This is a genomic window from Pseudomonas sp. LFM046 (genome assembly GCF_000949385.2).
In the GTDB taxonomy this organism is placed as follows: Bacteria; Pseudomonadota; Gammaproteobacteria; order Pseudomonadales; family Pseudomonadaceae; genus Metapseudomonas.
In genome coordinates this window covers 2,110,624-2,132,743 of record NZ_JYKO02000001.1, presented here as the reverse complement: position 1 = coordinate 2,132,743, position 22,120 = coordinate 2,110,624, and the positions used below count along the sequence as shown (strand labels likewise).

Sequence of the window (22,120 nt, the reverse complement as noted above, 5' to 3'; positions counted from 1 at the left end):
GGCTTGCGCATCTTGCTGCTGCCCCAGCAACTCAACAGGACTGCCACGGCCCCGAAGCCCTGACCGGCAACGCCCATCCCCTTCAGACACACCTCCAGCCAAGCCTCACGGCACGGGCGATATAGCCGGCGGGCAGTCAAATATTCCCATAAATTATTGTTAAGTAATTTTTTATTACCTTTTAATCGAGCGAGTGTTCAATCAGCCTCGCCCATACAGGAGTTCCCTTGAAAATCCGTTCCTTGCTGCCATTAGGTTTTGCCCTTCTCACTGCCAGTTCCATCAGCCTCGCCGGCCAGACGCTTGATCGCATCCAGAGCAAGGGCGAACTGGTGGGGGTGCTGATGGAGAACTATCCGCCCTTCTCTTTCCTCAACGAGCAGAACCAACTGGACGGGTTCGATGTGGATGTGGCCAAGGCAGTGGCTGATCGCCTGGGCGTGAAGCTGAAGTTGGAAACCCCGTCCTGGGACGTGATCGCCGCTGGCCATTGGAGCGGCCGCTACGACGTCTGCATTTGCTCCATGACCCCGAGCCAGGCCCGTGCCCAGGTGTTCAATTTCCCGGTGAAGTACTACGAGTCGCCTGCCGTCGTCGTAGTCAACGCCAAGGACACCCGTATCGACTCCGGCAAGGACCTGTCCGGCAAGAAGGTCGGCGTGATCAGTGCTTCTACCTACGAGAGCTATCTGCGCAAGGATCTGGTCATCGAAGGCGCCGAGGACAAGCCGCTGAACTACCCCTTCGATCAGGTGGAAATCGCCCCCTACGACAACGAAACCGTGGCCTTCCAGGACCTGGCGCTCGGTACCGGTGTACGCCTGGACGCGATGGTTACCAACCTGGTGACCGCCCGCGAGCGCATCGCCCAGGACCCGCGCTTCAAGATCGCCGGCGACACCCTCTACGGCGAGCCCAACGTGGTGGCCACGGAGAAAGGTGATCCGGAGTGGGATGCCAAGGTCACTCAGGTCATCGGCGAGCTCCGTCAGGACGGCACCCTGGCGCGGATCTCCAACAAATGGATCGGCGCAGACATCACCCAATGACTGCCTTCGAGCCCCAACTCCCGCCACGTATCGTGGCGGGCCCCAGCCGGATCGAGCGGCTGTTCGGTTTCCGCACCCGGCTGTACCTGACCTGGGCGGTGATGCTCACGCTGTGCGTGGCGTTCTTCCTGGGCTTCGACTTGAAGTTCTCGGTAATCGTCGACAAGTGGCGCAACCTGACCGGCCTGACCCTCGCCCCTAACGGCTTTCTCCAGGGCGCGGCACTGACGCTGTTCCTCAGCCTTTGCTCCATCGCCTGCTCCTTGGTCCTGGGCTTCGTCGCCGCGCTGGCGCGACTTTCCAGCAGCGCCGTGGCCTTCGGTATCTCCACCTTCTACGCCTCGTTCTTCCGAGGCACACCGCTGTTGATCCAGATCCTGCTGATCTACCTCGGCCTGCCGCAGCTGGGCGTGGTGCCGGGCGCCATCACGGCGGGCATCCTCGCCCTGTCGCTGAACTATGGCGCCTACCTCAGCGAGATTTTCCGCGCCGGCATCATCGGTGTGGCGCCGGGTCAGCGCGAAGCCGCCGCCGCTCTGGGCATGAGTGCTCCCCTGACCTTCCGGCGCATCGTCCTGCCCCAGGCCATGCGCACCATCATCCCGCCCACCACCAACCAGTTCATTTCCATGCTCAAGGACTCGTCCCTGGTATCGGTGATGGGGGTCTGGGAAGTGATGTTCCTCGCCCAGTCCTACGGCCGCTCCTCATACCGCTATATCGAGATGCTCACCGCTGCCGCGGTCATCTATTGGCTGCTGTCGATTGCCCTGGAACTGATCCAGGCCCGTCTGGAACGCCACTACGGCAAGGCCTATACCGAACGCCGCTGATCTTTCCCGAGCGCCCGCCATCGGGCCCGATCCGAATACCTCAAGGAATGACCATGTCCGATCCCAAACCCCTTCTCTTTTCCCTCTACGAACAGGCGAGTGTCGGCTGCGGCGGTGCGCCCAGCCTCTGGACCCACCCGGCCGACGAGCGCCTGCGCATCAATACCCTGGACTTCTGGTCGAACCAGGCGCGCATCGCCGAGCAAGCCAACCTCGACCTGTTCTTCTTCGCCGATGTATTAGGGCTCTACGACGTCTACGGCGGCTCCGCCGATGCCGCCTTGAAATGGGCCGTGGAGGCCCCGGCCAACGACCCCTTGCTGCACATCCCGGCCCTGGCCGCGCAAACTCGCCACCTGGCCTTTGGCGTGACCGTCAGCACCACCTACGAACACCCCTTCAGCCATGCGCGGCGCTTCAGCACCCTGGACCACCTGACCGGTGGGCGTATCGGCTGGAACATCGTCACCTCCTACCTGTCCAGCGCTGCCCACAACTTCGGCTTGGACCAGATGATCCGTCACGGCGACCGCTACGAGCGCGCCGAAGAGTTCCTCGACGTGGTCTACAAGCTCTGGGAAGGCAGCTGGGCCGACGACGCGGTGGTGGCCGACAAGTCCGGACTGCGATACGCCCGAGGCGACCGTGTCCGCCGTATCGACCACGAAGGCGCTCACTATCGCGTGGCGGGCCCCCATGTCTGCGCGCCCTCTCCACAGCGGTCGCCGGTGCTGATCCAGGCCGGCTGGTCCGAGCGCGGACGGCAGTTCGCCGCCAAGCACGCCGAGCTGGTGTTCGTCGCCAAATCGAACCCTGAGGAAATCCGCGCCGGCCTGACCGATATCCGCAACCTGGCCGAAGCCCGTGGCCGCGCTCGCAATGACGTGAAGTCCCTGACCGTGCTGCGGATCGTCACCGCACCCACCGCTATCGAGGCCCAGCGCAAATACGACGAACTGCAGAGCAACTACCACCTCAATGCCCAACTGGTGAGTTACGCCGGCGATACCGGCATCGACATCGACCGCTACGCCGACAACGAGCCCCTGACCACCCAGACCGAGGGCCTGACCTCTTACGTGATGCGCCCGGACGGCAGCGGCAAGCCGTTGACCGCTGGCGAGGTGCGCCAGCGCTTCGCCCGGGTAACCCGAGGCAGCGACCTGATCCTGGTCGGCACGCCGGCGCAGATCGCCGACCGCATTGAGGAGCACGCGCGGATTTCCGGTACCGACGGCTACATGCTCAACCCGCTGGTGAGTCCCGGCACCCTGGAGGATTTTGCCGAACTGGTGGTGCCCGAGCTGATCAAGCGTGGCCTGTACCGCACCGAGGCGCCGCGAGGGTCGTTCCGTTCGCGACTACGAGAGGACAGTTCTGACCGCTTGCCGGACAGCGCCTATGGCGCATCTTTCCGTTTTGATCGCTGAAACCCGGTGGCGTAATAGGAAAAACAGATCTGTCCCCTTTTCTCGAACGCCTGATCGTCCGGGGCTTAACGGTGTGCGGCGTGCTCCATCCTGCTGGACTGTTCATAACGCGGGGCATGCCTTGCTGCGGCACGCCCCTTCGTCAGGCAGGCGATCAACTCAGGCGACTCGTATGTTCTTGAGGTCGGCCAGTATCTCCGTCGCGCAGCGTTGGCCAGTTTCGACGGCGCCGTTGAGATAACCTTGGGATTCGATCGAGGTGTGCTCGCCACAGAAATGGCAGTTGCCCTGTCGAGCACCTTCATAGCCGACAAACGCCGTGTAGTTACCCGGCGCGTAATAGCCATATGCGCCCTTCGTCCAACGGTAGCCTGGCCAGTAATTGAGAATGGCCCGGCCATTCCACTCGTTGGTGATGCCTGGCAGCACTCGTTCCAGTTGGCCGAGGAACTGCGCCGCTTTGATGTCCAGCGAGGCATTATTCATCGCTTTCGCAGTCGCGCCGCCGGTGAAGTTGTTCAGGATGCCTTCGCTGCCCGCCTGTCCTCGGGTGACTTCCCAGGTGTCCTGGTAACCGGTGTCCGAGTAACTCGAGCCATTGCTGTTCTGCTGACGCCAGATGCGCTGGCGGAACTGCAGCTGGAACTTGCTGCTGTTGCCCATTGGCATGCTGCTGATCGCCAGGCGCTTGCGCGCGTCGAAGCCGGCCGCGGAAAAGTCGACGCTGCTGCGCAGGATGCTGAACGGAATGGCCATCACCACCCGCTGGGCGATTACCTGTCGCGGGCCGTTGCTGGTGTTGAAGTCGAGGCTGTAGCTGGCGTCCGGATTGAGGCTGATGCGTGTTAGCTCATGGCCGAGATTGATCTGGCCATCGCTGAGGCGGCTGGCCATGCCACTGACCAGTTGGTCGTTGCCGCCACGGATGTGATAACGCTCATCTGACTCGCCGAACATCTCCAGTTTCTGTTTGCTGGAGTAGCCCAGCAGATAGATCAAGTTGAGCGCGCTTTGCTCGGTGCACGCCGCGCCGTACTCGATTTCGTAGGCCACATCGAGCAGGCGGCCGAGCCGCGAGGTAACGCCGCCAGGTACATAGCGGTCGATCCACTCGGTGATGCTCATCTTGTCCAGCACCTGGCCACGCGCGGTATAGCTGTTCCACAAGGTAGGGAAAGGCGCTGCCTTCACCTCGCTGGCGAGCTGCGCCTGGATCGTTTGGAAGTCCGCAAAGGCGTCTTCAACGCTGTAACGCTGGCCCCCGAAAAAGTAGATATCCTCGCCACCCTGGGCCTTGTCGTAGGCCAACAGGTCGTCTACCTGCAGGCCCAGTTCCTTGGCCAGTCTCAGGGTTTCCACGTGGTAGCCATCGATCAGCTCGCCACCGTTCTCGGCAATCTGTCCCGGGAAAGTGCTGCGGTTGCTGAAGCAACGCCCACCCAATCGGGTGGACGCCTCGAAGACGGTCGCGCTGACACCGCTCTTCTTCAACTCATAAGCACAGCTCAAGCCGGCCAATCCTGCTCCGATCACCGCCACACCGAGAGAGCCCGAGCCGCCACTCGGTGCCGCCTCAGAGAGTTTCGGCAGTCCGCCGCCAGCCAGTACCACGCCGGCAATACCTGCGGCCTTGAGCACTTCGCGGCGCGAACGCTGCAAGGCCAGTGCCTGCTGAAAATCGGTGTTTTCTGGCGTGCTGCCGGCAAGGCGACTTAGCACCTGCAAGCGTCTGAGCAAAGGTGTACGAGCCATCTATGAATCTCCGTTGTTATTGGTATGGGAATGCATAGAGCAACTGCGTCGGGGAGTGACCGGCCTGGTGGCTCGGCTGGCGTCAACCAGGCCGGGCGTGGTCTGGCGGCACTTGTGCGAAACCGCCAACTCCATCTCGCGGTATCGCGCCGCGTTCAGGCGTCAGAGACTAGGTGCGGCTAAAAAGGCCGGCAAATTCTAAATAGAGAAGGCAGCGTTCGATTAAATAGATAGCTTCGCCTACGGGCGTTTGGCCCGCCCTCACCCTGCCCCATTTGCTGCAAGGCTCACCGGAAGCTGGTTGCCAGCGCTTTACTGCAGTCGGGGCCATCCCGAAGCTTTTTCGACTGGTCCCAAAAGAGACACGCATTTACTTTTCCTACTCTATTGCTGCCTGGATGGGCAGGATTAGAGCGAAGGAGATAAACCTGTCCCCATTTCTCACATGCGAGTGCGGCGAGAACACTCGATGCTCGCGGGCGTTACAATGGCGCCAGCGCCGATCCCCCGGATCGGGCACGCCCGGAGCCAGCTTCAGATGTTCACCCTTGTAAACCTGGATACATCGCCGCCCGAATCTCTGAAGAGTCAGGTTCTACAAATGGTGGTGGACTACTTCAGCGACATCAGCCCGGTGCCGCTGACGCCTAGCAATCCGCTCTATCAGTTGTATCAGTACGTGATTGGCTACGAGGTGCACCTGTATCTGCAGGCCATGGACAGCTCTCCGGATAGCACCGCGCGGTTGATCCTGGCCCTGGATGATGAAGACCCCGCCCAGGTGCTGGGTTTTGCCCTGTACCTGCCGAGCCAGGATGATGCCGAGGCTTGCACGCTCGCCTATATGGCCGTCCAGGCCAGCCACCGCCGACGCGGTATTGCCCGGGCGATGTTGCAGGAGATGGTCAAGCGTCGGCCCCACGCCGAGCTGGCCTGCGTGGCGAGCAAGGTGCCGACCTTCGAGTCGATGGGGTTTCAGGTACTGGCAGCGCAGGGGCCGCACGTGCTGCTGAACACCCGCGGTCACCGCTCGGACGGCATGGTGGCGGTGCAGGATCTCGCCCCGATATTCCAATCGAAGGAAGTGCGGCAGATCCACGCCTACCTGGTGCAGCAGCACGGCAAGAAGGCCATGAGCGAGGCCGAGAACAAACGCGACCGCCTGCTTGACCAGATGGCCCATCAGGCTCAGACATTGGTGAAAGAGCGTTTCCCTACGATTCACTGACGACCGAGGGGGGACAACGCATTCATTTCAGCAATATCACGCACCACATGATCTGCAGAGTGGTCGAACATCGCCTGCTCCTGCGCATCCAGAGGCAGCTCGATCACCCGCACAAGCCCCTCCGCTGCCAGCACACAGGGGACACCCATGGCAATACCGGTTCGCCCGTACTCGCCCTCGAGAATCGCGACCGCCGGCAAAATGCGGTTTCGCCCATTGGCGATGGCATCCACCATCTGCGCAATGGCCACACCCGGCGCATCGCAGGCGCTCCCCAGCTTCTTCAAACCCAGAATCTCGCCGCCACCCTGACGTGTACGCTCCACAATCCGCTCTATCTGCTGACTGGACAGGAAGTGAGACAGCGGCACCGAACCGACCGCACAGTAACGCATCAGCGGCACCATGCTATCGCCATGCCCTCCCAGCACCAGCGCCGTGATATCCCGAGCAGAAAACCCTGTCTCCTCGGCAATGAAACACTTCATGCGCGCTGTATCCAGCACCCCCGCCTGCCCGAATACCTTGTCGCGCCCCAGTCCACTGAGAGACCAAGCCCGATAGGTCAGCACGTCGACCGGGTTCGACACCACCAGCACCGTCGCCGCCGGAGCATGACGATTGATATCCAGCATGATGCTATCGAGGATTGGCAGATTGATACTCAAGACATCCTGGCGCGACTGACCCGGCTTGCGGGGCACACCCGCCGTAATCACCACCAGGTCAGAGTCCTGCAGCAATTCGGCATTGGACCCGCCGTAGACCCGGGTATCAGAACCTGACTCAACTGCCGCCTGCCAGACGTCCAGCGCCTTGCCCTTTGCCAACTCACCCTGCACATCAATCAACATCAACTCACGACAGAACTCGTCCCGGGCGATGATCTGAGCCGCTGCCTCACCCACCATTCCAGCACCCACAATTGATAGCTTCTTCACCTCACACCTCCGCGCGGCGCGCGCCACCCGCAACACGCCCACCTTTGCAGAGAAGTATTACCCGCTAACGCAAAAAGGCCACCCGAAGGTGGCCGACGCCGTGACTAATGGGCAGTCCTGGCCCCCGGACATTTCCCCTGTCGACGTTTGCTGGGCAAGTCAGAGTTCGGAAATGGTCTGGCGCAAGCCGGTCGCGACAGTCTTCAACCGGCCGATTCTGTTGAAAAAGTCCCTCTGCGATTTCTGCCTCCAAAAGAGTGCCGCCGACGTTGAAATCTGAAGCAGTTCCGCTCCCGATCTGCCTCAGATTTCGCGTAGCAACGCTTCAGCCGGTCGTTTTTTCGGCCTTTTGCTAGCGAGCCGAGGCGGCTCTGCCTTTTTCAACAGAATCGGCCAAAAGCGGACAGTGTTTTGACTCAGGCAAGAGTCCTCTCACCAGAACCGAGCGACGAGCTTGGAATGGATATCGCCGGCACTTACGTCACCGCACTGAGAGAATCATTCAAATAAGGAAAATCCTTGCGATTCCCCCTAAGCCACGCAGCGCTGATCAACGCGTCTTGAGGCCGACCCTGAATGACATCAACGAAGCGAAATCCATGCGTTGTTTGGCTTCAGACCAAGGGAGACCGGAGTTCATCCGCTGAACGCGGCGAAGGAATTGCTTAGATGCTCTCAGGTGCTTTTGCCAGATCGCCGATATTCGGCCACGGCATCGGCCAGGCGCAGGACGCCCGCCTCGATTTCTGCCTCATTGGTAGCGCCAAATCCCAAAAGAATAGGGGGGCGCCTGTTCTGCTCGTCTGCCTGAGCGAACGGCATCAAGCCGACTTCGTGGCGCATCGCGCAGGCAATCATTTCGCAGAATTCGCTTGGAGCGTAATCCTGTGTCGGTCGGGCAATCGCATTCAGCCCTGCCGGAGGCAGATGCAATGTGAATGCGTCCAACAGATGTTCAGCGAAGGCCTTCTGGATGGCCATTCGGCGATTCGCATAGACGCGGTGCATCCGACGAATGTGCGACGTAAGCAAGCCATCCTCAATCAGCGAAGCGATCACTGGCTGCATCGGCATGGCCGGGTGGAAATCGAGTTTGTATCTTAGGCGCGCTACGCGTTGCGCCAGTGCGGGCGGCAGGATGAGATAGCTCATGCGCAATGATGGAAACAGGTAGGTCGAGAAACTGCCGACGTAGATGGTATGGCCTTTCTTATCCAGCGCAGTAATCGCCGGCTCTGGATGCCCCTCGAAGAGATACTCGCATCCGGTGTCATCCTCAATGATCATCGCGTTTGCATCGTGGGCCCAAGTCAGCAATTCATGTCGCCGCGCTGTGCTCATGAGGGTACCGATCGGGTAGCAACTGGACGGCGATACAATGGCCATGCGCGCCTGAGCGCATTGAGCAAGCCCTTGCTTGACGACCAGGCCCTGGTCATCCATGGGCACCAGGGTGGCGCGACCACCAGCCATGTGAATGGATGCGGCCGCATTGGAGTTATTGCCTTCCTCCAACCAGACCCTGTCATCCCGATCCACCAGCAGCCTGATAATCAGGTCGAAACTCGACGCGGTCCCGTTGCATACAATGATTTGCGACGGTTCGCAGACTATGCCGCGCTGGGCCAGGACGAAACTGGTAATGGCGCGACGAAGGGGCAGAAAACCTGCGGGGTCATGATTGCGCAGAACATCTTCGCGGCTGGAGCGCCAGTAACAGGAGAACAGGCGGATCATCGATTTGAACGGAAATTCCCGAGCGTCCGTTTCATAGGGCCAGAACGCTTTTAGCTCGGAGGAACCAGGCACGGGAAAGGCATCGAGCTCCGTACCATATCGGGAAAGCCGTGGGTCGAAGCTATCGTCTTCCAGGGCAGCGACTGATTGCCTGAAGCGCAGGTGAGGAAGCTGCTCGTTGACGAAAGTGCCGGCGCGCTCGGATGACGCCAGGTAGCCATCAGCGATCAGTTGGTCATATGCCAAGCGCACAGTGTTGCGCGAACAGCCCAGTTGTTCCGCGAGAATGCGTGTCGCTGGCATCCGTGCGCCAACGGGAAGCACGCCCTTCACAATCGCCCCGGTCAGGACCTGGCACAGCCTCTTCTGCAAGGCCGGTTCATGGTTCTGGGTCCATTCGGCCAGAAGGTGTAGTTCGAGTTTCATCTGCACGCGTTCTTGTTATGTGGATTGAGCGATGCGATATGGCTAATTCTTTACTTCATTCGCCCACTCCGAGCAAGAAACCCGCCTGTTCCATGCGCCAGACCTTGGTGCTGGCCCCTCCTCAGCCCCGCCGTCCGCTCCGCCGAATATATCCGGACTAGATCCATACAAAAACGAGAACCGGACTGGGCCCATGGACTGATCAGGTCCTGGGCCTTTTGGCTGAGCCACACGATCCCTAGCCTTGGTGGCACTGGTTCAAGCCAGTTTAAAGAACAAGAAGTACTCGGAGGGCTGATGAGTTCATTTCGCATCGCAACCGATGTCGGTGGCACGTTCACCGATCTGGTTGCCCAGGAAATCAGCGACGACGGCAAGTTCGTCGCGCTGCACACAGCAAAGGCGGATACCACGCCTGGCAGGTTCGAGCAGGGTATCGTCGATGTCCTGGCCAAGGCGAAGCTGCCAGTGGCTGAAAGCCGCTTCTTCGTCCATGGCACCACCGTGGTCATCAACGCGCTAACCGAGCGCAAAGGCGCGCGGACCGGTCTGATTACCACGGCCGGTTTTCGCGATGTGCTGGAAATCGGCCGTGGCAGCACGCCAGACTATTTCAACATCAAGTTCGAGAAGCCCGAGCCATTTGTACGCCGCAAGTACCGGCGCGTACTGGATGAACGCATCGATTACTTGGGCAATGTCCTGGTTCCCCTGGATCTGGAGCCGCTTCAGGGCATCCTGGCGGACTTCCGCAAAGACGGCATCGAAGCTATTGCCATCTGTTTCCTCAATGGCTACGTGAATCCCGAACACGAAAGGCGGGTCTACGACGCGATTCGCGAGTCTTGGCCCGAAGTCTCGGTCATCGCCTCGCACCAGATTACGCGTGAATGGCGTGAATACGAGCGCACCTGCACTACGGTGTTGTCCGCCTATGTCCAGCCCAGCGCTGCCCGTTACATCGACACTCTCGATCAGCGCCTGGCTGCGGCTGGAATGGAATCCGACCTGCACATCATGCAGTCCAATGGTGGCATCGACACCAGGGAAGCGACCGTGCGAAATCCGATCTCCATCGTCGAGTCCGGCCCTGCCAGTGGCGTACATGCCGCGGCGGCATTGGGCATGCTGATCGGTCGGCCGAACATCATTGCTCTGGATATCGGCGGTACGACGGCAAAATGTGCACTGATCGAAGCAGGCTCAGTACCCATTACCACCGAGTACTACATCGAGAAAACCCGTCGTTTCTCCGGCTATCCCATCCTGACGCCGACCATCGACATCGTGGAAATCGGCAATGGTGGCGGCAGCATCGCCTGGATTGACGAATACAACGCTCTGCACGTTGGCCCCAAGAGTGCCGCGGCGGACCCAGGCCCTGTGGCATATGGACGGGGCGGTACCGAACCGACCACTACCGACGCCAACTTACTGACCGGTCGCATCGGTGCGCGCACTTTCTGCGGGGGCACAGTCAGACCGGACCTGGACAAAGTCGAGACCGCCTTCGCCCGCATCGGCGACTCGGTCGGGCTTTCGGCGCTTGAGACGGCCCGTGGCGTGCTGCGCGTGGCCAACAACAACATGATCAACGCCTTGAAGTTGATCTCCGTCAATCGCGGCCATGACCCGCGAGACTTCTCCATGGTCGTCTTCGGTGGCGGCGGGGCAATGCATGGCGCCTTCCTGGCTCGTGAACTGCTGATCCCGACCGTGATCGTGCCAGCCAATGCGGCGGTGTTTTCGGCCTGGGGCATGCTGATGGCCGACCTGCGTCGCGATCACATCGTAACTATGCCGACCCCGTTGGTCCCCGAACGATTGGGCGAAATCGTCGAGGCGATCAGTGCATTGGAGCAGCAGGCGAGAACGGAGTACCAGCAAGGGCAGGCTGGCCTGCCAGAGCTGCACTTCGAATATTTTGCAGATGTGCGTTACGACGGCCAGGAAAACACCGTGAAGGTCGTGTTGCCCCCGCAACTGCGTACCGGCCAGTCGGTAGACGAGTTGCTGGAATCGTTTCGCGAGCAGTACGAGCGCAAGTATGGCTACCGCCTGGACTCCCAAGCTGAGCTGGTCAACCTGCACCTGGTCGGTGTCGGTAGTACCCAGAAAGTCGAGTTCAACCGCGAAGCCATCGGCGAGCAAAAGGCCGACGCGGCCAGGATCGACTCGCGCCAGGTGGATTTCGATGTCTACGGCACGCACCAGGCGGCGATCTATGACCGCGACAAGCTGCTGCCGGGCATGCGTTTCACGGGGCCCGCGATCGTCGAGGAGTCAGGCACGACCATCGTTGTACTTCCAGGCGATGTCGTAGATGTCGATGCATACCGCACGCTTCTCATCTCAATCGCCGCCGAAGTCAAGGAGGCACACGCATGATCCAGCAGCACGATCCTTTCACTATTGCCATCATTCAGAGCGGCTTCCAGGCTATCTGTGATGAGATGAGCTCGTCGCTGCGGCGTACCGCAATGAGCTCGATAATCTACGAGGCGCTGGACTTCGGCGTGGGTCTGACCGACGCATCCGGCGAGCTCGTCTGCGACGGCGCCGGCCTGCCGGTGTTCGTCGGCATCCTCCAGAATGCCGTTCGATCGATGATCGACAAGTTCGGCGACAACGTGCGACCGGGCGACATGTTCCTGGTCAATGAACCAACGGGCGGCGGCACTCATCTCAACGACGTGGTGGCAGTCAAACCGGTCTTCGCAGGACAAACCCTTGTGGCCTGGGTCGCCGCGAAGGCGCACTGGGGCGACATAGGCGGTATGGTGCCGGGGGGCATGTCGCCGGATGCGACCGAGACGGTGCAAGAAGGCCTCATCCTTCCAGGCGTCAAGCTGTACGACGGTGACCGGATGGTCGAGGCGGTGCACGACATCATCGCAGCCAACTCCCGTACACCGAAGTGGACGTTGGGCGATATGTGGGCGATGGTTTCGGCCGTGCGCCTGGGCGCCGACCGCGTCGGCGAGCTGGCGACGCGCTATGGCACTGACGGCGTCACCAAGGCCCTCGAAGACCTGATCGCTCTGGGTGAGCGGACCACCCTCGAGGGCCTGCGCGCATTGCCAGCAGGGGTCTACCATGCGGAAGACTTCCTCGATGATGGCCGCAAGCTGCAATGCACCGTGACGATCAGTCCCACCGAGTTCATCGTCGATCTGCGCGGCAATCCAGAGCAAGGGCCCAACGCGTTCAACAACCCGTTGATCAGCACTTACGTATGCGCCGGTCTGGTCCTCAAGGCGATCACCAATCCGACTTCGGTGGCCAACGGCGGCTCGTTCAGGGCGATGAAACTCCTCACTGACAAGGGTTCGATCTTTGACCCTCATCCGGATGCGGCAGTCGGTTTGTACATCCTGCCCTCGGTGTACGTCACAGAACTGGTGTGGAAGGCAGTCGCGCATCTCTCGCCCGAACGCATGGCCGCAGGGCATATGGCCTCGATCAACGGCATCGCGATGTTTGCCACCCATCCCGAGCGCAACCAGAGAATCATGATGGCTACACCGGATGTCGGCGGTTGGGGCGCCAGCTACGACCGCGATGGCCAGTCCGCATCGGGCATCTTCGGCAACGGTGATGCGCGCAACTCGCCGGCGGAGATCTGCGAAGCACGCAACGGCATACGCGTGGACCGCTACGAGTTCCACGAGGAGCCGGGTGGTGAAGGCAAGTTTCGTGGTGGCCGGGGTATTTGCGTGGAATACGTCGCGCGGGCAGCTGACACTATCCTCGCGGACGTAATCCAGACACGCACTCACTACGCGCCCTGGCCGCTGGCTGGCGGAAACGAGGGGTCACTCAATCGCTCCGAGGTCGAACGCGCCAATGGAGAGAAAATCTCCGGTGTGCCGTTGAGCCAGATCCCCTTGGGGCCCGGCGACAAGGTCCGCGTCTGGACATCTCACGGCGCCGGCTATGGCAATCCTCGCGAGCGCGATCCGAAGCAGGTTCGTGAGGATATTGAAGATGGTCTCATCACTCTTGAGCGGGCAGGGGGTGTCTATGGCTACGCAGAATGATCGCGATTCAAAGGTACCAGGAGCGTCCCGCGGCCATGAAGCTTTGGTGCTGACAGCGGTGATCGCTACTGGGGTTGCCGGCGCACTCATCGCCGCGCTGATCCCCTTGTTGGTGCAGATGCTGGTCGAGCACCGGGGGATGACGGTTGTCGAAAGTGGAGATGCCGTGTCGCTGCGCATGCTGGGCGGGACCATCGGAAGCATACTGGTGGTAGTGGCAACATCGCGTTTCTCATGGCGCTGGATTGCCGGGGTAAGCCTTCTGGTCGTACTGCTCGGCAATCTCATGGCGGCACTGGTCGATGATGCCGGCGCGTTGTTGTTCGCCCAGGCACTGACAGGCCTGGGGGAAGGCGGCACCATTATTATCGGCGCGGCGATTGCGGTGACTCGTAATCCCGACCGGGGATATGGGATCTACCTGGTCGTGTCGCTGCTGCTGGGATCGGCGCTGTACCACGTAGTTCCGCTGTTCGAAGCGCACATCGGCCTGCTGAGCCTGCTGGCTCCGCTGGGCGCCATTGCCCTGGTGGCCCTGCTGTTGGTGCGTTGGTTCCCCGAGCGCAACGCCGCGGAGTCACCGTCAGGTGCGCCGTCGGTTAAGCCGAGTCTACTGTCGGTGGCGGCGATAGTCTCACTTGTTGCGATGGGTTTGTATTTCATAGGGCTGACAACGCTGTGGAGTTGCATCGAACAGATTGGCTCAAAGGTCGCTGGACCGGACCATTCTGTTGAGAGTGCCATCGGCAATATCTACCTGGTGATGGGCATCGCTGGTGCGTTGGTGTCAGTGGTATGTGGCGACCGTTTCGGGCAACGCCTGCCATTGCTCGTGTCCTGTGGGCTGGGAGTCCTGGCGATGCTGCTAATCGCTGGTTCCTCCTGGGCGGCGTTTCTGGCGGGGACCATGGCCCTGGTATTCAGCTGGATGATGGCGTTTCCCTACCTGATGGGCCTGGTCGCCCTGGTCGACCCGACGGGACGCCTTGCCGTCGCCGGGCTGGTCCTGCAAACCGGTTGTTTCACGGTAGGTCCCTCCCTGGGGACCCGGCTGCTGACCAGCTATCCAGCAGGGTTGACCGAGTTGGTCGTCGCCTGCTTCGCCCTCACCGCAGTGGCGGTCTACGTCGCCTCACGGCGATGCAAGGCTCAGTCGCTAACGGCGGCCGGGATAGCCCGATGAACCATTGATGGGTGTGGCGAAGGCAGAAACCTTGCGTTCGCCATTCTCCCGTCGAGCTAGCATGGGGCCGGGTACCAACCCGCCCCAGGTACCCTGTGGAGTGCAAGATGGACATGAATCAATTGGCCCCCCTGCTGTGGGACAATCATATCTTCCTTCCCAACATTCCTGGCACTCGCTCCATCGAGCAAATCGAGCGGCACCGCCAGGCGGGTTTCAACGTCGCCTTCCTCAACCTCGGCGATGCCGACCGTGACCTCGACGCGGTGATCCGCATGGCGGCTTTCTTTCGCCGCTGGATCGCTGAGCACAGCGACCGGTTCATCCTGTTGAGCGGTGTAGAGGACGTGGCGCGTGCGAGACGTGAAGGCAAGCTCGCCATCGGCTTCAACCTCGAAGGTATGTACGCCATTCGTGATCAGGCCGATCTGCTGTCCCTGCTTTATGACCTTGGCGTGCGTTGGGCGCTATTTGTCTACAACCGGCAGAACCTGGTGGGATGCGGCGTGCACGACCCCGTCGACGAAGGGCTTACACCGTTCGGGCGCAAAGTGGTCGCCGAGATGGACCGGATAGGCATGATCAAGTGCTTGAGCCATACCGGCCACCGCACCGTGCGCGACATTCTCGCCTGCAGCGAACTGCCGTGCATTTTCTCCCATTCCAATGCCGATGCTGTATGGCCTCATCCACGTAACATCCCCGATGAGCTGATCGTCGCTTGCGCCCAGGCGGGTGGGGTGATCTGCGTCAATGGCATAGATCTGTTTCTCGGGCCTGGCAACGCCAATCCGCTGGCGATGGCCGACCATGTCGACCACATCGTCCAACAGGTGGGTGTCGACCACGTCGGCATTGGCATCGATTACGGCTACACAGTCGAAGGTGAGCCTGAAGACCCGCCCTCGGACCCGGCCTTCTGGCCTGCAAGCCACTACTCGCGCCCCAGGAGCGAGGTACCCACCCTGCCGCCGGAGTGTATATCTCAGATGCTCGCATCTCTACGGCAGCGTGGTTACAGCAAGGAAGACATTGCAAAGGTTGCAGGGGAAAACATGCTGCGGGTGGCCCAGACCGTGTGGCGCTAAGACGACACTGCAGCAGGTTTACAGTAACTGAAGTAGTGGGTGAAACCCGGAACTTCATAACGCCGATTCATTGAGATCAAGAGATAAAAGATGGGCCTTTGCTTCTCGAGAAGTTTGGCTCGCGCTTTTGCTCGCCTCGGAAGTCGCCGTCGTGAATATTTTAACCTGAACACGAAAACAATAAATATTATGAATTACAAGAATGTTCAAACAGCAGCTCCGAAACAAAGCAAGCTGGCACAAAAGTGGTCAAATACCCTGGTTCCGGCAATGTTGGCATTTATCATTCTGGCATTTTCCGCACAACCCAGTCATGCGGGCAATACCCTCGGCAGCGGGCAGCCCGGACCACCCGGCTGGTCTCTGCAGTTGTGGCCTTATTACTCGAAGCAAGATTCTGGCGAGACAGCGAACAATTTCTTCGAATTGGCCTGGTTTAGTGATTTCGGCGTGATCTCCGACACGCACCAGGACCAGATCGAACTGTGGGCGGGTTTCCTCGGCGGTTACAGAAGGAGCGATTTCGAGGGCAATGACTCGCGCTGGGGTACCTCCACACCGCAGTTGGGCATCGAATATTTCTACCAAGCCCATGTGTCGGATGCCGCCCCCAACACTGAAGGCTACCGCGCCTGGTGGATCAGCCCAACCTTCGCAGTGAGCTTTCCGAACGGATCGGAAAAGACGAGCGGCTTTGGCTCGGGTGCCGACCAATATTCCGCGATGTTTTATATCAACAACTTCTTCGGTTATGACAAGTGGCAACTTTCTGTCAATCCGGTTGTCGCCAACTACATGTTTCGTGACCGTAACCACACTGATCTTGAGGACGGTAGCCGTAAACGCCTGCAGGGCGGGTTGTCGCTGTTCGTAGCCGATATTGCCTTGGGTTACCAACTCAACGACAACTGGGCAGTCGGAATCCATCACGAGTATGACTTCTACAATGTCGCGGATTCTGACTTCGCCAAGGCTGAGCGCGGCATGGCCGGGCCGACCTTGAACTATAACGGTTTGGCGAACAAAAACATTTTTATCTCCGCTACCGTTGATTTCGACTACGCAAATCACAACACGGAGCGTGCTACAACGCTTACAGGGTCCTTAGTCTACATGTTCTAAAGGCAGCACTTCTCAGCAATCGCTGATCCTATTTGGTTGCTCTGACCGACTTCGCGTCGGCACTTGGCCCGTCCTGGTGACGGGCTTCTTTTTTATGCCGCGAACGTACGCGTGGTGTCAGCCAGGGAATGGTCTTCGGGATTTAATGATGTTCAGAGAATTTATTATTCTCCGGCGATAGATTAGCCAGTTACATCGATCATGTCGTTCAGTTGGTGGGAATAGATCACATGGAGGCTGGAAATGGGAAAGCAAGAATTCAACTTCATAAATAGCACGTCCAGACGAATTTTGTTGGTGGTTGAGCCTAAGTCAAGCGAGTACTGGATCAAGCACGGTGTCAGTGTTCGATTACTGATAACAGACCCAGCGATGCTTCCGTCGCTAGATGTCGAGTATCTCCCGGGTGGTATTGTGATATATGCCCGCGAGAGTAGCTGTATAGAGGTCTACCAGAACGGCATACGACTTGCGCAGGGCAATCGTTCCCGGCGCATGGAGGTTAAATTGACAAAGTCGGTTATATAGAAAACGATCAGCAGTCGCAGAATACGCGTTACCTCTGGACAGGTTGCGCGATGGTTGCGCCTTCTCGATCCGAACAAGAAGAGTTACCTATGTTTAAGCAGTTACCGTTATACGCGGGCGACCCGTCCTTGGGGGGAGGAGTTTGAGTGTGGCCGACGAAACTACTCTTCACCATGGAAATGATAAGCACCAAACGGAGTAAGCGATCGCCAGCGTTGGCAACGAGTGCGTCGCGGCGTAACTGGGCGGTCAAGCGGACGTCTTGCCTCGAGCGAAGCTGCCCGCTATTGGCCGGTTAGCGACGGCCTGACTTCGACCGTCGCTATGCATAGTTAGACTTCGGTCTGCTCCGCCATCTCCAGAGCGTCATCGACCTCAATTCCTAAGTATCGAACAGTGCTCTCAAGCTTCGTATGGCCCAGCAGAAGTTGGACAGCCCTCAGGTTCTTTGCTCTGCGATAGATCAGCGTTGCCTTAGTGCGCCTCATCGTGTGGGTGCCATACATGGCTGGATCAAGGCCAATGGCTTTCACCCAAGCTTTGACGATTCGAGCGTATTGCCGGGTGGATAGATGGTCTGAGATATGCGGCCGGCTCGGAAAAAGGCAGTCCTGGCTGCTGAGCTGGGCTTGATGTATCCAGGCTCCCAGAGCCGACCGTGTTTGCTCTGTAATCTCAAACTGCAATGGTCGTTGAGTTTTCTGCTGCATCACGATGGCTCGCGATGACACGTGATCATGATGGGCAACGTCGCGCACACGGAGCTTGGTTAAATCGCAGGCTCGCAGTTTGCTATCGATGGCCAAATTGATGAGAACCAGATCTCGGGTTCTCTCCGCAATTTGGAGCCTTACCCGAATGGCCCAGATATCTCTGAGTCGAAGCGGGGCTTTCTGCCCAACCAATTTTCCTTTGTTCCAAGGTTGATGGTCGCAGGTAGCAATGGTGTTCATGGCTTGTCCTCCATGTGAGGGAGGACAAGGATGGGCAGCCGTGCAAGGGACGTTAATCGGCCGATTCTGTTGAAAAAGTAGCTGCCGCCACATGCCGCCGGCAAAATCACGCGCTCAGTGAGCGTAGGGGCAGGCAGCATGATGGGGCAGTTACCGGGAGGACAGCAGCGCCTGTTCTACTCGTTCAATCTGGAAGATCACGTCCCAGCCCAACACCTCCTGCGCAGCATCGATCAGTGCCTGGATCTTAGCGACCTGCGTGCTCACTTGGCCGAATTCTACAGCCCCATCGGACGCCCCTCGATTGATCCGGAGTTGATGGTGCGCATGCTGGTCGTTGGCTACTGCTACGGCATCCGTTCCGAGCGGCGGTTGTGTGAAGAGGTGCACCTGAACCTGGCCTATCGTTGGTTCTGCCGCCTGGGCCTGGAAGACGAAGTGCCCAATCACTCGACTTTCTCGAAGAATCGCCACGGCCGCTTCCGTGACAGCGGGCTGTTCCGCTGGTTGTTCAACGAGGTGCTGCGGCGCTGCATGACGGCCGGCCTGATCAAGGGCGAAGGCTTCGCCGTCGACGCCAGCATCATCAAGGCGGATGCCAGCCGGCAACGTGGGGTGGCGGGCGATGAAGTCGACTGGCGCGATCCGGCGCTCAGCAGCCGCGCCGTGCGCGAGTACCTCGAAGCCCTCGATGAGGAAGCGCTGGCCGAAGCCCTGCCCAAGAAAATTTCACTCACCGATCCGCAGTCCCGGTGGACCGCCGCGCCAGGTGGTCCGGCCTTCTTTGCCTACGCTACCAACTACCTGATCGACACCGAGCACGGCGTGATCCTGGATGTGGAAGCCACCCCGGCGCATCGGACTGCCGAAGTCGAGTCGACCAAAACGATGGTCGAGCGCGTCGAAGCGCAGTTCGACCTCACACCGGAACGCCTGATCGGCGATACCGCCTATGGCACGGCCCCGATGCTGGCCTGGATGGTCGAGGAGAAGGACATCGAGCCGCATGTGCCGGTGTGGGACAAGACCGAGCGCAAGGACGACAGCTTCTCCAGCAGCGACTTTCACTGGAGTCAGGAGGCCAATGAATACCGCTGCCCAACTGGCAAACCGCTACGCAGTGAATGGCGCGCCTTCACCCAACAGAGATCGCGGGTAACCAAGGCCAACACCATCATCTACCGCTCCAGCCAAGCCGACTGCGCCACCTGCCCGCTGAAAGACAAGTGCTGCCCCAACACGCCGAACCGCAAGATCGTGCGCAGCATCCATGAGGCTGCTCGCGACGTAGCTCGACGCATCGCCAAGACACCGGAGTACCTCGTGTCTCGCTGCGAGCGAAAGAAGGTGGAGATGCTGTTCGCCCACCTCAAACGGATCATGAAACTCGACCGCTTGCGCCTGCGTGGCCTGACCGGCGCCACCGACGAATTCACCTTGGCCGCGACGGTGCAAAACCTGCGACGCATGGCCAAGCTCATGCCTCACGGGCCACCGATCACGGGATAGGTACGCCTGCTGCGAGCAGAAACCCTCGAATTAACCCGCAAACCTGAGCCCGGTGGCTCAGTGAAACGCCGAAAGGCAACTCGAAGTGGCTTGCAGCCACTTCGACAGCCGGCACACCTGGCCGGCTGGCTGCCGCAGAATCGCCTTTTTCAACAGAATCGGCCAGAAAGAGACGCTCACGAACGACTGCTTCTGGCCGATTCTGTTGAAAAACCCCCTTCGAGATTTCTGCCCACAAAAGTGCATTGTGTACGCTGAAATCTGAGCCATTTCCGGGGTAGAACTGCCTTGGATTTCACGTAGCAACGCGCAAATCAGCCGCTTTTGGGGCTATGGACAGGCGAATCTGGCCAACACCGACTTTTTCAACAGAATCGGCCGAAAGCAAACGTTTAGAGCACGAAAAATCTGCCCCCCTTGGCCGACGAACCTAGCCAAGACTGAATACACTTGGTGCCCGATTACCCTGGGCCATGAACATGGCTGCATCGAACAAGGAACTCGCCTCCATGTCCTCCTCTGATAAACAGCAAAAACGCGCCCAGCGGGCCAAAGCCAAGGCCAAGCAGAACCGTTCGGGCAAAGCCAAGGCCAATGTCATACATCCGCTTCTGGCCAATCCGCTGGTCAACGAGCCATTCGATGATGTCGAAATCGACCTGAGCACCTTCGACTTCAAAGACATTGAAGAGAACGGTTTCGACCCGGCGCACTTCGACGATTTGTTCCAGGCGATGAAAGTCGGCGAAGGCATCAGCCTACTAGCAATGTGCCTGGTGTTCCTGCAGTACCCGGTGTTGGAGCTGGTGGTCGCTGAGGAAGCGGAAGACGCTGCCATCGACTTCATGATGGGCCTACTGATCGCCTATCGCGGGATCTTCCACGATGAAGACGAAGACACGGCAGTGAGTTGGGTCGGCGGCGATGCCTTCCAGACTGCCTACAACGAAGCGTCGATGATCCTGCAGAAGAAGTACGCTCGCGGCACCTCAAGCACCCGAGTTTAGCCGCGCGCGGAGCGGCTACTGGTGGCAAGCCTATTCGGCTGAGCCTAGTCATTGCGCTGGGTCTGAATCCCAGAAGGGTTTCCCGCAAGGGTGTGGCGGTTTTTTGTGCACAGCGGCAGCCGCCCTGCCCCATTCAGCCTCTTGAACGGCAAGCCGCCGCAATCCTCAGGATGGCCGGTCTTCCTTGTCCTTCGTTTTTTCCTGGGGGACCGCGAGTTGGGACTGCGGCTGGCCGATCCAGTCGGAGATGAGGCTGTAGGCCACGGCCAGGAGGGTCGGGCCGAGGAACAGGCCCATGAAGCCGAAGGCGAGGATGCCGCCGAACACACCGAGCAGCACCACCACCAGCGGCAGGTTGCCGCCACGGCTGATGAGGTAGGGCTTGAGGACGTTGTCCACGCCGCTGATGACGAACATGCCCCAGATGCCAAGGAACACCGCGTAGCCATAGTCGCCATGCCAGGCGAGCCAGGCGGTCGCCGGCACCCAGACCAGGGGTGGGCCCATGGGGATCAGGCTGAGGGCGAAGGTGACGATGCCCAGCACCAGGGCGCCGGGCACGCCGGCGATCCAGAAGCCGATCAGGGCCAGCACTGCCTGGGCGGCGGCGGTGCCGATGACACCGTTGACCACCCGCTGCACGGTGCCGGCCACCAATTCCAGGTAATGCTCGGCGCGATCACCGATCAGGCGCTCCAGCGCCTTCTCGACGAACAGCGCCATGCGCGGGCCGTCGCGGTAGAAGAAGAACACCAGCACCAGGCTCAGCACCAGTTCCACCATGCCGCCGCCAACTTGCGCGCTGCGGGTCAGCAGCCAGTTGCCGGCCTGCCCCATGTAGGGCCGCAGGCTGGCGAAGAAGGCCGCCCCCTGGGCATCGATGGAATGCCAGATCCGCACCAGACGCTCGCCCACCATGGGGATCTGCTGCAACCAGTCCGGCGGTGGCGGCAGGCCTTCCATCTGCACGTCCTTCACCAGCACAGTGGCATCGCGCACATGGTCGGCCAGACTGCCCAGCAGCCACACCAGCGGAAGCGCCACCAGTACCATCCAACCCGCCGTGAGCAGTGCGGCGGCGGCGGATTCGCGGCCCTTCAGCAGGTTGCTCAGCAGACGCATCAGCGGCCAGTTGGCGAAGGCGAGCACGGCCGCCCAGAACAGTGCCGAGACGAAGGGGGCGAGGACCCAGACGCTGGCACCCAATAGCGCCAGCAGGAGGATCTGCACCAAGAGTCGGTCGTTGTTCAACATCCCTGAATCACTCCAGCTTGTAGGGAGGGCTCGTGCCCGT

Annotated in this window: 16 protein-coding genes; 11 read left to right on the top strand and 5 right to left on the bottom strand. The window is 60.0% G+C overall.

Annotated elements, in window-relative coordinates; genetic code table 11:
* Positions 1-227: 227 nt before the first annotated feature.
* From TQ98_RS09885 to TQ98_RS09875, 3 genes are read left to right on the top strand one after another with little or no spacing between them, the layout of a single operon-like run.
* The gene (locus TQ98_RS09885; RefSeq protein ID WP_044875256.1) at positions 228-1,049 is read left to right on the top strand and encodes a transporter substrate-binding domain-containing protein; all 822 of its coding nucleotides are present in this window, start codon (positions 228-230) and stop codon (positions 1,047-1,049) included.
* The gene (locus tag TQ98_RS09880; RefSeq protein ID WP_044875255.1) at positions 1,046-1,882 is read left to right on the top strand and encodes an amino acid ABC transporter permease; all 837 of its coding nucleotides are present in this window, start codon (positions 1,046-1,048) and stop codon (positions 1,880-1,882) included. The genes TQ98_RS09885 and TQ98_RS09880 overlap by 4 nt, the downstream gene beginning before the upstream one ends.
* Before the next feature lie 53 nt (positions 1,883-1,935).
* A complete protein-coding gene (locus tag TQ98_RS09875) occupies positions 1,936-3,312 on the top strand; it encodes an LLM class flavin-dependent oxidoreductase (RefSeq protein WP_044875254.1) in 1,377 nt (458 codons plus the stop codon).
* Between the two features lie 159 nt (positions 3,313-3,471).
* On the opposite strand, the gene TQ98_RS09870 is transcribed toward TQ98_RS09875, so the two are convergent.
* Positions 3,472-5,064 (bottom strand): NAD(P)/FAD-dependent oxidoreductase, encoded by a 1,593-nt coding sequence (locus tag TQ98_RS09870; protein ID WP_044875253.1) that lies wholly within the window; start codon positions 5,062-5,064, stop codon positions 3,472-3,474.
* A gap of 538 nt (positions 5,065-5,602) precedes the next feature.
* On the opposite strand from TQ98_RS09870, the gene TQ98_RS09865 reads away from it, so the two are divergent.
* Entirely contained in the window at positions 5,603-6,292 is a 690-nt protein-coding gene (locus TQ98_RS09865; RefSeq protein ID WP_044875503.1) for a GNAT family N-acetyltransferase, read from the top strand.
* Here the strand turns inward: TQ98_RS09865 and TQ98_RS09860 are convergent.
* Positions 6,286-7,233 carry a malate dehydrogenase gene (locus TQ98_RS09860; RefSeq protein WP_044875502.1) on the bottom strand — a complete coding sequence of 316 codons (948 nt, stop codon included), beginning with the start codon at positions 7,231-7,233 and terminating at the stop codon, positions 6,286-6,288. The genes TQ98_RS09865 and TQ98_RS09860 overlap by 7 nt on opposite strands.
* A gap of 675 nt (positions 7,234-7,908) precedes the next feature.
* Positions 7,909-9,396 (bottom strand): PLP-dependent aminotransferase family protein, encoded by a 1,488-nt coding sequence (locus tag TQ98_RS09855; RefSeq protein WP_044875252.1) that lies wholly within the window; start codon positions 9,394-9,396, stop codon positions 7,909-7,911.
* 297 nt (positions 9,397-9,693) lie between these two features.
* Between TQ98_RS09855 and TQ98_RS09850 the strand changes: the two genes are divergently transcribed.
* The 5 genes from TQ98_RS09850 (at position 9,694) to TQ98_RS09830 (ending at position 16,829) form a co-directional block, all read left to right on the top strand.
* Entirely contained in the window at positions 9,694-11,784 is a 2,091-nt protein-coding gene (locus TQ98_RS09850) for a hydantoinase/oxoprolinase family protein (RefSeq protein WP_044875251.1), read from the top strand.
* Positions 11,781-13,436, top strand: coding sequence for a hydantoinase B/oxoprolinase family protein (locus TQ98_RS09845; protein ID WP_044875250.1), 1,656 nt, complete (start codon positions 11,781-11,783; stop codon positions 13,434-13,436). Before TQ98_RS09850 ends, TQ98_RS09845 begins: the two co-directional genes overlap by 4 nt.
* The gene (locus tag TQ98_RS09840; RefSeq protein WP_158249350.1) at positions 13,420-14,619 is read left to right on the top strand and encodes an MFS transporter; all 1,200 of its coding nucleotides are present in this window, start codon (positions 13,420-13,422) and stop codon (positions 14,617-14,619) included. The genes TQ98_RS09845 and TQ98_RS09840 overlap by 17 nt, the downstream gene beginning before the upstream one ends.
* Before the next feature lie 107 nt (positions 14,620-14,726).
* Positions 14,727-15,707: a membrane dipeptidase gene (locus tag TQ98_RS09835; RefSeq protein WP_052659267.1), complete on the top strand. Its 981-nt coding sequence runs from the start codon at positions 14,727-14,729 to the stop codon at positions 15,705-15,707.
* A gap of 189 nt (positions 15,708-15,896) precedes the next feature.
* A complete protein-coding gene (locus tag TQ98_RS09830; RefSeq protein WP_206781050.1) occupies positions 15,897-16,829 on the top strand; it encodes a hypothetical protein in 933 nt (310 codons plus the stop codon).
* 860 nt (positions 16,830-17,689) lie between these two features.
* Here TQ98_RS09830 and TQ98_RS09820 read toward each other — a convergent pair.
* Positions 17,690-18,310, bottom strand: coding sequence for a tyrosine-type recombinase/integrase (locus tag TQ98_RS09820; RefSeq protein ID WP_044875246.1), 621 nt, complete (start codon positions 18,308-18,310; stop codon positions 17,690-17,692).
* Positions 18,311-18,448: 138 nt separating this feature from the next.
* Here TQ98_RS09820 and TQ98_RS09815 point away from each other — a divergent pair, with 138 nt between their 5' ends.
* Positions 18,449-19,819: an IS1182 family transposase gene (locus tag TQ98_RS09815; protein ID WP_044875245.1), complete on the top strand. Its 1,371-nt coding sequence runs from the start codon at positions 18,449-18,451 to the stop codon at positions 19,817-19,819.
* Positions 19,820-20,328: 509 nt separating this feature from the next.
* Complete coding sequence (locus TQ98_RS09805) at positions 20,329-20,826, top strand: hypothetical protein (RefSeq protein WP_044875243.1); 498 nt, start codon at positions 20,329-20,331, stop codon at positions 20,824-20,826.
* 165 nt (positions 20,827-20,991) lie between these two features.
* Here TQ98_RS09805 and TQ98_RS09800 read toward each other — a convergent pair whose 3' ends face one another.
* A complete protein-coding gene (locus TQ98_RS09800; RefSeq protein ID WP_044875242.1) occupies positions 20,992-22,080 on the bottom strand; it encodes an AI-2E family transporter in 1,089 nt (362 codons plus the stop codon).
* Positions 22,081-22,120 lie beyond the last annotated feature (40 nt).

Coding starts and splice junctions, on each gene's coding strand:
- TQ98_RS09865 (WP_044875503.1), top strand. CDS start 5,603: ATGTTCACCCTTGTAAACCTGGATACATCGCCGCCCGAATCTCTGAAG.
- TQ98_RS09880 (WP_044875255.1), top strand. CDS start 1,046: ATGACTGCCTTCGAGCCCCAACTCCCGCCACGTATCGTGGCGGGCCCC.
- TQ98_RS09850 (WP_044875251.1), top strand. CDS start 9,694: ATGAGTTCATTTCGCATCGCAACCGATGTCGGTGGCACGTTCACCGAT.
- TQ98_RS09875 (WP_044875254.1), top strand. CDS start 1,936: ATGTCCGATCCCAAACCCCTTCTCTTTTCCCTCTACGAACAGGCGAGT.
- TQ98_RS09805 (WP_044875243.1), top strand. CDS start 20,329: ATGTCCTCCTCTGATAAACAGCAAAAACGCGCCCAGCGGGCCAAAGCC.
- TQ98_RS09870 (WP_044875253.1), bottom strand. CDS start 5,064: ATGGCTCGTACACCTTTGCTCAGACGCTTGCAGGTGCTAAGTCGCCTT.
- TQ98_RS09835 (WP_052659267.1), top strand. CDS start 14,727: ATGGACATGAATCAATTGGCCCCCCTGCTGTGGGACAATCATATCTTC.
- TQ98_RS09840 (WP_158249350.1), top strand. CDS start 13,420: ATGGCTACGCAGAATGATCGCGATTCAAAGGTACCAGGAGCGTCCCGC.
- TQ98_RS09820 (WP_044875246.1), bottom strand. CDS start 18,310: ATGAACACCATTGCTACCTGCGACCATCAACCTTGGAACAAAGGAAAA.
- TQ98_RS09855 (WP_044875252.1), bottom strand. CDS start 9,396: ATGAAACTCGAACTACACCTTCTGGCCGAATGGACCCAGAACCATGAA.
- TQ98_RS09830 (WP_206781050.1), top strand. CDS start 15,897: ATGAATTACAAGAATGTTCAAACAGCAGCTCCGAAACAAAGCAAGCTG.
- TQ98_RS09815 (WP_044875245.1), top strand. CDS start 18,449: ATGATGGGGCAGTTACCGGGAGGACAGCAGCGCCTGTTCTACTCGTTC.
- TQ98_RS09845 (WP_044875250.1), top strand. CDS start 11,781: ATGATCCAGCAGCACGATCCTTTCACTATTGCCATCATTCAGAGCGGC.
- TQ98_RS09800 (WP_044875242.1), bottom strand. CDS start 22,080: ATGTTGAACAACGACCGACTCTTGGTGCAGATCCTCCTGCTGGCGCTA.